The sequence below is a fragment of the Bacillus sp. FJAT-22090 genome (assembly GCF_001278755.1).
In the GTDB taxonomy this organism is placed as follows: Bacteria; Bacillota; Bacilli; order Bacillales_A; family Planococcaceae; genus Psychrobacillus.
Genome location: NZ_CP012601.1, coordinates 2,010,727 through 2,024,760, shown reverse-complemented (window position 1 = coordinate 2,024,760; position 14,034 = coordinate 2,010,727). Strand labels below are relative to the sequence as shown.

Below are 14,034 nucleotides of genomic sequence, written 5' to 3'. Positions count from 1 at the left end.
GTCACCAAAACATAGAGTAGAAGGGACCTCACAATAGGAAAGCATAGAATCTATTTTTTAGTATCCTATCAACGAGTCTACAAAAGTTGCAGAGGGACAGCTTTTAAAGGGAGCCAGCATTTTCTTATATGATATTATAGTAGTAATTTTCAAACAAATTATTAAAAGGATGTTACTATGGTAGAAGAAATGTAATAAAAATAAGGAGATGATTTTATGGATTTAGGATTAACAGGTAAAGTAGCAATTGTTACTGGATCTAGTAAGGGCATTGGACTACATACAGCTTTACAATTAGTGAAAGAAGGAGCAAAAGTGACTCTTTGTGCACGAGGTGAAGAAAGTTTACAAGAAGCTGCCGATTTCATCCAGCAAGTAACTGGAGAAGAGGTTTTGGTTGTTCCTGCTGACATTACAAAAGAAGAACAATGCAAGAAAATCATTCAGAAAACAGTGGATTATTACGGTCGTCTTGATATTCTGATTAATAATGCGGGTACTTCTTCAGCAAATCCTTTTGAATCTGTTGAAACTGCATTATGGCAAACAGATTTGGATTTAAAGCTATTTGGTGCCATTCACACATCTAAAGCAGCGATTCCATTTATGCGTGAAGTAGGTGGAGGGGCTATTGTGAATGTAACAGCAGTATTAGGAAAAACTCCTCCTGCATCTTCTCTACCAACAACTGTTAGCCGTGCTGCTGGTATGGCATTAACAAAAGCAATGAGCAAAGATTTAGGAAAAGATAATATTCGTGTAAACACAGTATGCATCGGATTAATAAGAAGTGAGCAAATTGAGAAGCGTTGGAAAAATGAAGCACCAGATTTAAGTTGGGATGAATATTCCAAAAGTGTTGTAGGACCTACTATTCCTCTTCAGAGAATTGGGGATACATCTGAGGCTGCTAATGTCATCACTTTTTTAGTATCTGATGCAGCATCGTATGTAACTGGAACTTCCGTCAACATTGATGGTGGATCTGGTGCAGCTATGTAATTGTTATTTGCAAAATAAAACTACTTGTCAGATGAAAAGTTCATCTTCAAGTAGTTTTTTTATAGCAAATGTTTAATAACAAATCTTCTTCTAAAAAAGGGTTTGTTAACCCTAATACTATTGAATCAATTCGATGTAGAAGAAAGTTTGACAATTTTTTCAAATTAAAATTTTGATTAGATAAGACAATTAATTCAATATAGCCTTTAATAATTCCTTTTATTATGACGGTCATATCAGCAACGTGCTTATTGATGTCTTCTCCATAGACTTCAATTAATAGTGTATTCAATGCGTTGTTAAGTTGGTGATCCATCTTTTGCATAAGGACAAACAATTCGGTCTCATCTGGTTTAGTTTGTTCTCTTAAGAGCATCAAGATGAAGTCAGAGTATTGTTCAATTTCTTCAAATTGGATACATAAAAAAAGTTCTAGTTTATCTTTCGGTGATATTTCCATTTCAAAAACGCTTGAGATCTTTTGAATTGCTCTATCAATAAAAATTTCAAAGATGCTAAAAAGTAAACTTTCTTTTGATTTAAAGTGTAAATAGAATGCACCTTTTGAAATACCGCAAGCTTCTGTAATTTCTTGAACAGAAGTAGACTCAAAACCGTTTTTAGCAAAGAGCTCTACCGCTTTTTCAATTATTAAAACTTTTTTGTCAGGCAAATGAACCCCTACTTCCTTATTAGTTGACGAATGACCGACTGGTCAATTACTATTATAAAGTAATGTGACTGACTGGTCAAAATATATCTATACGGGGGAAAATAATGAATTCCATCATTAACTTTGTTATGAAAAATAAACTTGCGGTATGGTTATTAACGTTAATCATTTCGGCGACAGGTATTTATGCAGGAACACAAATGAAACTTGAAACTATTCCTGATATTACAATTCCAGTAGTAACTGTTACTACTGTTTACCCTGGCGCAACACCAGAACAAGTGGCAAAAGATGTATCAGAGCCATTTGAAAAAGCAGTAAGTAATTTATCAAGTGTTAAAACGGTAAGTTCCACTTCGTATCAAAATGCATCATCCCTACAAATTGAATATGAGTACGGAATTGATATGAAAGAAGCTGAAGCGGAAGTAAAAGAAGCATTAACTAATGCAAAAGTACCCGAAAATGTTCAAGATCCTTCGGTTGCTAGAATTAGTATAAATGCATTTCCTATTATCGCTTTAAGTGTTTCTAATAGTGAAAAAGATTTAGAGGCACTTACAGATGACGTAGAAAATATTATAGTTCCACAAATTGAAGGTATTGAAGGTGTTTCTTCTGCTGCTGTTTCAGGTCAACAAGTAGAAGAAGTAAGTTTAGTTTTCGACCAAGAGAAATTGGCTGAACTTGGACTTGATGAAGCTACAGTTAAAGGAATTGTGCAAGGTACTAACATAACTATGCCTTTAGGATTATTCCAATTTGAAAAAGAAGAACAATCGGTTGTAGTTGATGGAAAGGTAGCTACATTAGAAGACTTAGAAAATCTAAAAATTCCAGTAGTTAGTCCTACAGGAATGTCTACAGTAACCTTACAAGAAATAGCTAAAATTGAATTTATAGGAAAAGCAGAATCTATCTCACGTACAAATGGGCAAGAAGCAATTGCCATTCAAATAGTAAAAGCGCAAGAAGCAAATACCGTTGAGGTAGCAAACGCTGTAAAAGATATGATTCCTGAGATAAAAAAAGATTTTGATGGCATAGATGTTCAAATAACATTAGATCAAGGTGAACCAATAGAGGCTTCAGTAGAAACAATGGTCAGCAAAGCATTATTTGGAGCATTATTTGCAATAATTGTCATCCTATTGTTCTTAAGAAACTTTAAGTCTACAATTATCTCGATTATTTCCATTCCATTGTCTATATTAATTGCGTTTATATTATTAAACCAAATGGATATTACATTAAATATGATGACACTCGGAGCAATGACAGTTGCTATTGCTCGTGTAATTGATGATTCAATCGTAGTTGTAGAAAATATTTTCAGACGAATGAATCTTCCTGGAGAAAAACTAAGAGGGAAAGATTTAATTCGTGAAGCAACAAAAGAGATGTTTATTCCAATAACATCCTCCACTTTAGTAACAATAGCGGTATTCCTACCACTTGGGTTAGTTAGTGGTATGGTAGGGGAATTATTTTTACCATTTGCATTAACAATGGTATTTGCATTACTTGCTTCCTTATTGGTGGCAATTACAATTGTTCCAATGCTAGCTCATACATTATTTAGAAAGAATATGGAAAATGGAAAGATGGCTCATAAAGAGTCGCAAGGTAAGCTTGCAGCCGGTTATAAAAAAATATTGAATGGTGCATTAAATCATAAGCTGATTACATCCATTGCAGCGGTTGCAGTTCTAGTGGCAAGTTTATTCCTAATACCAGTAGTGGGAGTAAGTTTCTTACCTGAAGAAGAGCAAAAGATGATGTATGTAACTTATACGCCTGATGCTGGGGAAACTGCTAATGATATTAGTGCGAGTGTAGAACAAGTAGAAAATTATTTCCTAGATAAAGATCAAGTAGATATTGTTCAAGTATCTATCGGTGGCGCAAATCCAATGGCTCCAGGAGCTAGTAATGGTTCTTTGATGTTCGTTACATTCGACCCAGAAACGGAAGAATTTGCAAAAGTAAAAGAGAATGTAATGAAAGAAATTGAGGAATTTGAGGTTAAAGGAGAATGGAAATCTCAAGATTTCTCTACTAGCGGATCGAGTAATCAAATTAGTTATTTTGTATACGGTAAAGACAAAGAGGCTATTCAACCAGTAGTAGAAGATATCGCAGCTATTATGGAAGACGAGAAAGACTTAAAAGATGTAGATACAAGTTTATCAAAATCATACACTGAGTATACTTTTGTTGTTGATAAAGAAAAGTTAACGCAATATGGTTTAACGACAGCGCAAATTGGAATGAAGTTAAACCCAAATGTCCAACGAGAAGTATTAACAACCATTACAAAAGATGAACAAACAGTGGATGTATATATTGATCAACAAAAGGAAAAACAGACTTCGTTGGAAGATTTATTAGACGAAACAGTTGCGACTCCAGTTGGAATTGAGGTGCCTATTTCTGAACTTGTCCAAGTGAAAGAAGGTACAAGTGCAGATACTGTAAATCGCCGTGAAGGAAAAGTTTTCGCGAGTGTATCAGGAACATTAACTGCTAAGGATGTAGCTAAAACATCTCAAGATATTCAAGCAGAAATTGACAAATTAGGTGTACCGGCAGGAGTAGAAATTAATACTTCTGGAGTTACAGAAGACATTACAGAAGCGTTTACACAGTTAGGATTGGCGATGCTAGCGGCAATTGCTATCGTCTACTTAATTTTAGTCATCACATTTGGTGGAGGGCTTGCTCCGTTTGCAATTCTATTCTCTCTTCCATTTACGATTATTGGAGCATTAGTAGGATTAGCTATTGCGGGAGAAACATTAAGTGTGTCTGCAATGTTAGGGTTGCTAATGTTAATAGGTATTGTTGTAACAAATGCCATAGTATTGATCGACCGTGTTATTCATAAAGAAAATGAAGGCCACCCTACAAGAGAAGCTATTTTAGAAGCTGGAGCTACAAGATTACGCCCTATTCTAATGACTGCCCTTGCAACTATAGGTGCTTTAATTCCACTTGCAATCGGAGCAGAAGGTAGTGGACTTATTTCAAAAGGTCTAGGAGTTACGGTTATAGGTGGTTTAACAAGTTCGACTTTACTTACTCTAATTTTTGTACCAATGGTATATGAGTTTTTTGCAAAATTTAGAAGAAAGAAAGGTTTAAATAGCTAAATAGTTTGAAGGATGTTGTGTGGAAATACTCTACACAACATCCTTTTTTTAGTGGTAAAATACATATGGAAGGGCAGGGTGATCATATTGAAACTTACAAAATGGGTAATACTTGCAGCATTGATTCTTGTACTTTCAGCTTGTAGAGCAGAAAAGGAAGAACCGACAGTAAAAAAAGAAAGTGAAGAAAAGATTGAAGTAACAGCTGACGAAGAGATTGTACAAGATACAGAAAAACAAGAAGAGGAACCTGTAGAAGAGGTACCGGAAATACTTTATGAATTAAACGAAGCAAACTGGACATTGAAACCTATTGGAGCCGCTAATCCGAAGGCTGTTTTATTAACAATTGATGATGCACCAGATAAAAATGCTTTAGAAATGGCGAAAACATTGAAAGAATTGAATGCGCCTGCCATCTTTTTTGTTAATGGACATTTTATTGACACAGAGGAAGAAAAAGCTAATTTAAAAGCGATATATGATATGGGCTTTTCTATAGGCAATCACACGCAGACACATGTAAATTTAAAGGATAGCTCAGAGGAAGAACAAAGAGAAGAAATAATTAGAGTAAATGAGACAGTGGAGGCAGTAACAGGAGAGAAGCCTAAATTTTTCAGAGCTCCTTTTGGTGTTAATACAGATTACAGTAGATCCTTGGTCCAAAGTGAAGGTATGCTACTCATGAACTGGACGTATGGCTATGACTGGGAAAAACAATATATGGATGCAGATAGCCTTACAGAAATCATGTTGAATACAGAATATTTGACTGATGGTGCAAACTTGTTGATGCATGATCGTTCATGGACAGCAGGTGCATTGCCTAGTATTGTGGAAGGTTTTAGAGCAAAAGGTTATGACCTAATTGATCCACATACTATTAAAGGAATCGAATAAAAATCTTTAAAACATTTGGGTGATTCATATATTCTCCCAGATGTTTTTTTGTTCTAATAGACCGATGGAACGTAAAGGAGTAAAATATTGCATATTACTAATTGTTAGGAGCTTTAAATTGATATATATATTTAAATACTTACGAGTTGTATTTCAAATTCTTATCTTATATATGTTTTCTTTTTTAGGAACAGTCATAGTAGAAGGATTGCATATTAAATTTCCTGGTAGTATCGTAGGTTTGATTTTACTGTTTGGATGTTTATATTTCAAATTAATACCAGTTTCCTTGATAAAAGATGGAGCTGGTTTTTTGCTTAGTGTATTGACTTTGTTTTTTGTACCAGCGACAGTTGGAGTAATGAACTATCCTGAACTATTATCTTTCCATGGTTTATTGCTTATAATATCAGTTGTTATAAGTACTATTTTTACAATAATCATTTCAGGAAGAGTAGGTCAATACTTGGAAAACAAAATTGCGTTAAAGGAGGAAGAATAAATGGATGTATTCGCTATGGTTTTGGGTACTATACTAATCTACTACTTAATGACAAAGTTATATAAGCGTTATCCATCACCTTTTTTTTCCCCAATGCTAACGACTACGATTATTTTAATCATTCTATTAAGCTCGCTTTCAGTTCCATATGATCAATATATGGGTGGGGCCAAGTGGATTGATGCGATGCTAGGTCCTGCTATAGTAAGCCTTGCATATCCACTGTATATGCAAAGAGGTATTATAAAAAAATATAAACTCCCTATTATGACAAGTATTGTTGTGGCCATGTTTTCAGGGCTAATAAGCATAATATTATTTGCAAAACTATTAAGATTAGATGATGAGTTAATACTTTCATTGCTATCGAAATCTATTACAACACCTGTAGCAATGCAAATTAGTCAATCGATAGATGGAAATCCAGCTTTGACGGCCGTATTCGTAATAGTAGCAGGGTTAACAGGTTCGTTGTTAGGACCTTTTATTTTTAAAATTTGTCATATAGAAAAAGCTATTAGTAGAGGAGTCTCTATAGGCAGTGCTTCACATGGAATTGGATTAGCTAAACTCTCAGAATACGGGGAACAGGTATTATCAATGGGGTCCGTATCAATGACTCTAAGTGCAGTATTAGGAGCTTTTATATGTCCACTATTTGCTTTAATCATATAAAAAAACAGTCTTGCCAACGAGATTTTAATGCTCAGGCAAGACTGTTTTTTGTGTTTATTTTATTGCTTGTTGTTCTCTAATCACATGAATCGTCTCTAACGTATCATCTTCGGGGCCTTGTACAGGTAGCCCTGCTTCTATGTTCATTTGAATATAATCGATATTCCCTTGCGTAATTATTTCCCCGGGAATAAAAATAGGAATACCAGGTGGATAAACCATTACGAACTCTGCAGAAATACGCCCACTTGCTTTAGCTAAAGGGATAGATTCCGTTTTCGCATAAAAAGCATCGCGTGGGGACATCGCTAAACCTGGAATATCTGGTAAAGAAACCGATGGCTCCACAATAACAGCTTCAGATTCAAATGCTGCTACCATTCTAGTGAGTGCATTGACTAAGATGTTTGCTTCTTTCTTCGTATCTCCAATAGTAAATAAGCATAGAATATTATATAAATCGGAAAGTTCAACTTCTATATTTGCATTTTCTCTTAACCAAGATTCTGCAGCATAACCAGTTATACCTAAGTTTTTTACACTTATTAATAATTTTGTTGGATCCATATCAAAGGTAGCAGAAGTTTGTAAAATTTCTTCTCCTGCACAATGCAAATGTGGTATTACATTAATACGCTTACGTGTATCTTTAGCAAGCCTTATGACCTCTCCTATTAAATCCTCCCCATGAATCGCTAATTGGCGTCTAGCAGTGTCTAATGACGCTAGAAGTGGATAAGAAGTGGAAGTTGTCGTAAGCATTGAAATAATGGATTGTACTCGTTTTGCTGAAACTAAACCTTCTCTCACGTTTAACACAGAGCTTTGTGTCATCGAACCACCCAATTTGTGTACAGATGTAGCTGCCATATCTGCTCCTGCTTGCATAGCTGAAATTGGTAAGGAAGGATGGAAATGAATATGGACACCATGTGCCTCATCTACAACTACAGGAATCCCATGTTTATGTGAGATGTCTACAATTTTTTTTAAGTCAGCCGCAAATCCGAAATAAGTTGGATTAATAACAAGTAAACCTTTTGCGTCCGGGTGTTCTTGTAGCGCTTTTTCAACAGATTCAGCAGATATCCCATGAGAAATTCCTAACTCTTTATCAACTTCTGGATGGATAAAAATAGGTATTGCTCCTGCAAAAACGATTGCTGACATAATAGATTTATGAACATTTCGTGGGACTAGTAATTTATCTCCAGGACCACAAATAGTAAGAATCATCGTCATAATGGCACCACTCGTACCTTGGACAGAGAAAAATGTATGATCTGCTCCGAAGGCTTCAGCAGCCAAATGTTGTGCTTTTTTTATAGCACCTTTAGGAGAGTGTAAGTCATCTAAAGGAGCAATATTGATTAAATCTATGGAAAGTACATTATCTCCAACAAACTCTCGAAATGCAGGATCCATCCCTTTCCCTTTTTTATGCCCAGGAATATGAAACTGGATAGGATGACGGTTACGATGCTTCAATAATGCATCGAACAAAGGAGTTTCTAATTGTGACAACGCTCATACCACCTCTAATATTATTTTTTGTCTAGTTTAATGACATTAATTACTACAAATTTTGACATAGTTCAACAACTTCAAACACTTTTTTTAAAACAAATGAATTATAGCACTTCGTTAATTCTATTACTATAAAAATATTTGTGAATTGATTCAAGTGATTAATTATTTTACACTTAAAATCAAGGGAGGGAATAGGATGAATTTTCAAACAAATGTAACGGATCTACTAGGGATAGAATATCCAATTATTCAAGGTGGACTTGCCTACTTGGCATATTCGGACTTATGTGCGGCAGTATCAAATGCAGGTGGACTCGGTCAAGTGACGGCAATGAGCTTAAAAACACCAGAAGAATTAAGAGAGGAAATTAAAAAAGTAAGAGAGTTAACAGATAAACCATTTGGAGTAAATTTTGCTATTGGACAAACAGGACGACCTTATGAACATATGCTGCAAGTGGCAATTGATGAAAACGTTCCTGTTATTTCAATGACTGGTGGAAATCCAGCTCCAATATTAGAGGCTTTGGAAAAAACGTCCATTAAAAAATTAGTATTGGTAGCGGCAAAAAGACAAGCACAAAAAGCGGAGCAGCTTGGTGCTGATGCAGTAATGGTAGTCGGACAAGAAGGTGGGGGGCACCTTGGAAGAGATGATATAGGTTCTATGGTACTTATCCCACAGGTTGTAGACGCAGTATCGATTCCTGTAATAGCATCTGGTGGAATAGCAGACGGACGAGGTTGGATGGCAGCACATGCATTAGGGGCTGAGGGAATCGAAATGGGTACTCGTTTCATCGCTACTAAGGAGTGTGTACATGCATCTCCTGCATATAAAAATGCCATATTAGAAAGTGGAGAAACAGACACAGTAGTTATTAAAAGGTCGATCGGAGCTCCAGCTAGAGCGCTTAAAGGTAATTGGACCCAAACGATTCTGAGTATTGAAAAGGAAAATCCGACATATGATGCTTTAAAGGACTATATTAGTGGTGAGGCAAACAAACAATTCATTTATGAAGGTAACGCTGAAAAAGGATTTGGATGGGCGGGTCAAGGGGTCGGATTGATAAATAACATCCCTTCTGTACAAGAATTATTTCAACAAATGGTTTCAGATGCTACAGAAATAAGGAAAAAATGGTCATTATAGGAGGTTGAGGAAATGGAATATACATATCCATTCTCCATTGACTGGTCGACGGAAGAAATAGTTGATGTCGTTCAGTTTTTCGAGGCAATTGAAAAAGCTTATGAAAAGGGTATAAAACGAGAGGAATTATTGAAAAAGTATCGTCGTTTTAAAGAAATAGTCCCTTCTATTGCAGAAGAAAAAACGTATTTTCGTGATTTTGAAAAAGAAAGTGGATATGCAAGTTATCCCATCATAAAACAAATGAAAGAAAAAGATGATAGCACCATTATAAAAGGTTAATGTAAACAGACTTTGTGTAAAATGTTTTCTATCCAGTAAAAATAAACAAGCCCCTTTAAAAAAGGGGCTAATTTATCAAATTATTTAGTAGCGCGTGCTACTTTCATATTTGTCATTGTTTTATAAATAGGTAAAAGCTGCTCAAAAGTATCTTCCACTATTCGCAAAAATTCTTCTTCCGTTAGTTTAACTGCTTCTTCCCTAGGGATATGTCTACCCACTAGAAACTCTCCTTTTTTTACATCACGAAGGCGAGTCAATAATTGCTCAAGTTCCGTTTTCTTGGCTTCCTTTAAAGGTATAGCATCCTGCTTCATATGATCTCCCGATACAATAAAATCCTTAGGAAGTTTATTGAACAACGCTTTTTTCTTTAATAAGAGTTCGGCAATAGCAACTTTATCTGGGGCTTCATAAATAACAGCCACAATAATAAATAAATGGCTTCCCCAAAGTCCTATTTGAAAATGAGGTAAAGCTTTATATCCACGTTTATAAGGAGAAAATGCTACCCAACTGTCCTTTGGAGGATTGACGGAACGCCTTGCATGTTTTGCAACATGGGCAAAATATTCATCACCAAGAACACCAGAAAAATAGAGGCTATAACGTTCACCTAATAATTCAAACTTTGGTCTTATATTTGAGATGAGTGCTTCCATTCTATTTTCTAACCCATCTATTTGGAATACATTAAAATCTTTACTTTCCCAAAATTGATTGCTCATTTTAAAACTCCTTTCAATTCCTATGTTTATTTTATAGCAAATATGGGTAAAAATCTTGTAAGTAGGATTTTAAAGTTGCCAATAATTTATAGCCAGCATAAATTATTAAAAAAGTTCCGAATATTACGAAACAACTCAAAAGAGAAGGGGTGTTAGTTATGAGACAGGTTGTTCACATTATTCGTAAAAATGACTTGGAAAAAGAAAAAATTCAAACTTTGAAATTGGAATTGGATTATGAATTGGCGACTCTTTTTGATGCCATGACAGATGAGAGTGAAGATGACATTAATAAGTCAAAGGAAAGACTTAAAGAAATACATCAACAGTTAGGAGAACTTAATGCGCTCAACTGATGATATAATTTCGGATACCAGATAAAAAACACCTGCTATTTAAAAGACAGCCGGTGTTTTTTTCTTTATACTGAATAGTAGATGGAAAGAAAGGGTGGGAGCAGTGGATATACATAAGTTAGATAAATATGCAAAGTCGCTCATCAAAGAAGCTGCGGGTAGAATACAAGCATCTTTTACTACTGAGCTTATTATTGAAACAAAATCCGAAGCAAACGATTTGGTTACAAATATTGATAAAGAAACAGAACAATTTTTTATAAGCCATATAAAAAAGGATTTTCCTGAACATCGAATCTTTGGAGAAGAAGGATTTGGTGACGATATTGAAGATTTAAATGGGTATGTCTGGATGTTGGATCCAATAGATGGAACAATGAATTTTATTCATCAAAAAAAGAACTTTGCTATTTCACTAGGTATTTATAAGGATGGAGTAGGTCTACTTGGCTATATTTATAATGTGATGGAAGATGATTTAATATCTGCATCGCTTGGTGAAGGAGCATATTATAATGATTTACGAATACCAAACGTAGAGAAAGCAAGGATTGAACAATCCATTATTGGAATTAATGCCAGTTGGGTAGTACCAAATAAATACATTGAAAATGATGGGATGATTAAGCTTTTACAAACAGTACGTGGAACTAGATCATATGGGTCAGCTGCATTGGAAATAGCCTATGTTGTAACTGGAAAACTGGATGCCTATATGTCGATGCGGCTATCACCATGGGATATAGCAGGTGGAATGGTCGTTGCAAAAGAGGTGGGGGCGATTGTTACGGATCTGGCTGATAAACCAATAAATTTATTGACACAAAATACTTTTTTAATTGCAAAGCCGGGTCTTCATAAGGAATTAGTAACAAATTATATAAAGTTAAAATAAAAATCGTCGGCAAGAAAACTCTTGTCGACGATTTATTATAGTAGACCTTGATCTCTCATTCTTTTCTTTGTTTTAAAACCATATCCCATAACCACGCAAAGTAAGACAAGTCCTAGTATTACTAATGGGATACTTCTAAGTGCAATCGCAATTCCAACAAAAGCCATAGATAATATTGCACCAATAGAAAATAGAACGAAAATCCATTTAATGTTGCCCAAAATGATTACCTCCAAAAAATAATGATAAAAAATATTATTACTTTAGTTTCACTTGTGCTATAATAACACAGTTATGGACGCGAAAAAAAGAATATGGAGTGGAAATATGACAAAAATTCGTCAAGATTTACGAAACATTGCAATTATAGCACACGTTGACCATGGAAAAACGACACTAGTCGATCAATTATTAAAACAATCTGGTACATTTCGTTCAAATGAACACGTTGAAGAACGTGCAATGGACTCGAATGATATTGAGCGTGAACGCGGTATTACGATTTTAGCTAAAAATACAGCAGTAGATTATAATGGTTCTCGCATCAATATCCTAGATACACCTGGACATGCTGATTTCGGCGGTGAGGTAGAACGTATCTTAAAAATGGTAGACGGCGTTTTACTAGTTGTCGATGCATATGAGGGTTGTATGCCTCAAACGCGTTTCGTATTGAAAAAAGCATTAGAACAAAAATTAACACCAATCGTTGTAGTTAACAAAGTAGATAAAGATTCTGCTCGTCCACTAGAAGTAGTAGATGAAGTTTTAGAACTATTAATAGAATTAGGTGCAGATGAAGATCAATTAGAATTCCCAGTTGTATATGCTTCTGGTGTAAACGGTACTGCTTCATTAGATCCAGACCCTGCTAACCAAGAAGAAAACATGAAATGTCTATTCGACATGATTGTCGAAGCAATTCCGGCACCGATTGATAACTCAGACGAACCACTACAATTCCAAGTAGCATTACTTGACTATAATGATTATGTAGGACGTATTGGTATTGGTCGTGTATTCCGCGGAACAATTGAAGTAGGGCAACAAATTTCTCTTATGAAATTAGATGGCTCGGTGAAAAATTACCGTGTAACAAAAATTTTCGGTTTCTTTGGATTAAAGCGTGAAGAAATCCAGTCAGCTAAAGCAGGAGATTTAATTGCGGTATCTGGTATGGAAGAAATTAATGTAGGTGAGACAGTTTGTCCTACAGACCATCCTGAAGCTTTAACACCATTACGTATCGATGAACCAACTCTACAAATGACATTCTTAGTAAATAACTCACCATTCGCTGGTCGTGAAGGTAAATGGGTTACTTCACGTAAAATAGAAGAACGTTTACGTGCTCAATTACAAACAGATGTATCATTACGAGTTGAAGATACAGACTCTCCTGATGCTTGGACAGTTTCTGGTCGTGGTGAGCTTCACTTATCGATTTTAATCGAAAATATGCGTCGTGAAGGATATGAATTACAAGTTTCCAAACCGAAAGTAATTATTAGAGAAATTGATGGTGTAAAATGCGAACCTGTTGAGCGTGTTCAAATTGATGTGCCAGAAGATAGTGTAGGTTCTATTATCGAATCTATGGGTACTCGTAAAGGTGAAATGATTGACATGGTCAACAATGGTAATGGTCAAGTTCGTTTGATCTTCATGGTTCCTGCTCGTGGATTAATCGGGTATACTACTGAATTTATGTCTCTGACTAAAGGATTTGGTATCATTAACCACACTTTTGATAGTTATCAACCAGTAGTTTCAGGTCGTGTTGGTGGACGTCACCAAGGAGTACTTGTTTCAATGGAAACTGGTAAAGCATCAACTTATGGAATGATGCAAATAGAAGATCGTGGTACATTATTCGTAGAACCAGGTACTGAAATTTATGAAGGTATGGTTGTCGGAGAGAATACTCGTGATGCTGATATCACTGTTAATATTACAAAAATGAAACAAAAAACGAATATTCGTTCAGCTAACAAAGATCAAACAAACGTGATTAAAAAACCACGTATTTTAACTCTTGAAGAAGCGATAGAATATTTAGGCGAAGATGAGTATCTAGAAATTACTCCACAATCAATTCGTTTACGTAAACAAATTTTAGATAAAAATGAACGCGAACGTGTCGCAAAGAAAAAGAAAAATGCAGAACTGGAATAGGAACT

Annotated in this window: 14 protein-coding genes; 10 read left to right on the top strand and 4 right to left on the bottom strand. The window is 35.3% G+C overall.

Annotated features, from left to right (window positions below):
- Positions 1–216 precede the first annotated feature (216 nt).
- Positions 217–1,002, top strand: coding sequence for an SDR family NAD(P)-dependent oxidoreductase (locus AM499_RS10435; RefSeq protein ID WP_053590151.1), 786 nt, complete (start codon positions 217–219; stop codon positions 1,000–1,002).
- A 46-nt stretch (positions 1,003–1,048) separates the two neighbouring features.
- On the opposite strand, the gene AM499_RS10430 is transcribed toward AM499_RS10435, so the two are convergent.
- Positions 1,049–1,675 (bottom strand): TetR/AcrR family transcriptional regulator, encoded by a 627-nt coding sequence (locus tag AM499_RS10430; RefSeq protein WP_053590150.1) that lies wholly within the window; start codon positions 1,673–1,675, stop codon positions 1,049–1,051.
- A 104-nt stretch (positions 1,676–1,779) separates the two neighbouring features.
- Between AM499_RS10430 and AM499_RS10425 the strand changes: the two genes are divergently transcribed.
- The 4 genes from AM499_RS10425 (at position 1,780) to AM499_RS10410 (ending at position 6,907) form a co-directional block, all read left to right on the top strand.
- Positions 1,780–4,827 carry an efflux RND transporter permease subunit gene (locus AM499_RS10425; RefSeq protein WP_053590149.1) on the top strand — a complete coding sequence of 1,016 codons (3,048 nt, stop codon included), beginning with the start codon at positions 1,780–1,782 and terminating at the stop codon, positions 4,825–4,827.
- A gap of 81 nt (positions 4,828–4,908) precedes the next feature.
- Complete coding sequence (locus AM499_RS10420; RefSeq protein WP_442853793.1) at positions 4,909–5,730, top strand: polysaccharide deacetylase family protein; 822 nt, start codon at positions 4,909–4,911, stop codon at positions 5,728–5,730.
- A 118-nt stretch (positions 5,731–5,848) separates the two neighbouring features.
- Positions 5,849–6,232: a CidA/LrgA family protein gene (locus AM499_RS10415; protein ID WP_269432436.1), complete on the top strand. Its 384-nt coding sequence runs from the start codon at positions 5,849–5,851 to the stop codon at positions 6,230–6,232.
- Positions 6,233–6,907 (top strand): LrgB family protein, encoded by a 675-nt coding sequence (locus tag AM499_RS10410; RefSeq protein ID WP_053590147.1) that lies wholly within the window; start codon positions 6,233–6,235, stop codon positions 6,905–6,907.
- Positions 6,908–6,961: 54 nt separating this feature from the next.
- On the opposite strand, the gene AM499_RS10405 is transcribed toward AM499_RS10410, so the two are convergent.
- Positions 6,962–8,431 carry an aminotransferase class I/II-fold pyridoxal phosphate-dependent enzyme gene (locus AM499_RS10405; protein ID WP_053590146.1) on the bottom strand — a complete coding sequence of 490 codons (1,470 nt, stop codon included), beginning with the start codon at positions 8,429–8,431 and terminating at the stop codon, positions 6,962–6,964.
- A 202-nt stretch (positions 8,432–8,633) separates the two neighbouring features.
- Between AM499_RS10405 and AM499_RS10400 the strand changes: the two genes are divergently transcribed.
- Together AM499_RS10400 and AM499_RS10395 are read left to right on the top strand one after the other, a co-directional pair.
- Positions 8,634–9,593, top strand: coding sequence for an NAD(P)H-dependent flavin oxidoreductase (locus AM499_RS10400; protein ID WP_053590145.1), 960 nt, complete (start codon positions 8,634–8,636; stop codon positions 9,591–9,593).
- A 12-nt stretch (positions 9,594–9,605) separates the two neighbouring features.
- Positions 9,606–9,875 (top strand): UPF0223 family protein, encoded by a 270-nt coding sequence (locus tag AM499_RS10395; protein ID WP_053590144.1) that lies wholly within the window; start codon positions 9,606–9,608, stop codon positions 9,873–9,875.
- 80 nt (positions 9,876–9,955) lie between these two features.
- Here AM499_RS10395 and AM499_RS10390 read toward each other — a convergent pair whose 3' ends face one another.
- Positions 9,956–10,603: a YktB family protein gene (locus tag AM499_RS10390; RefSeq protein WP_053590143.1), complete on the bottom strand. Its 648-nt coding sequence runs from the start codon at positions 10,601–10,603 to the stop codon at positions 9,956–9,958.
- Between the two features lie 158 nt (positions 10,604–10,761).
- On the opposite strand from AM499_RS10390, the gene AM499_RS10385 reads away from it, so the two are divergent.
- Both AM499_RS10385 and AM499_RS10380 read left to right on the top strand, forming a co-directional pair.
- Positions 10,762–10,959, top strand: a complete 198-nt coding sequence (locus tag AM499_RS10385) for a hypothetical protein (RefSeq protein WP_053590142.1) — start codon at positions 10,762–10,764, stop codon at positions 10,957–10,959.
- A 103-nt stretch (positions 10,960–11,062) separates the two neighbouring features.
- Positions 11,063–11,854 (top strand): inositol monophosphatase family protein, encoded by a 792-nt coding sequence (locus AM499_RS10380; RefSeq protein ID WP_053592164.1) that lies wholly within the window; start codon positions 11,063–11,065, stop codon positions 11,852–11,854.
- A 35-nt stretch (positions 11,855–11,889) separates the two neighbouring features.
- Here the strand turns inward: AM499_RS10380 and AM499_RS10375 are convergent, their stop codons facing one another.
- Positions 11,890–12,075 (bottom strand): YlaF family protein, encoded by a 186-nt coding sequence (locus AM499_RS10375; RefSeq protein WP_053590141.1) that lies wholly within the window; start codon positions 12,073–12,075, stop codon positions 11,890–11,892.
- Positions 12,076–12,181: 106 nt separating this feature from the next.
- Here AM499_RS10375 and typA point away from each other — a divergent pair, with 106 nt between their 5' ends.
- On the top strand, positions 12,182–14,029 hold the full coding sequence (gene typA, locus AM499_RS10370) for a translational GTPase TypA (protein ID WP_053590140.1): 1,848 nt from the start codon (positions 12,182–12,184) through the stop codon (positions 14,027–14,029).
- Positions 14,030–14,034 lie beyond the last annotated feature (5 nt).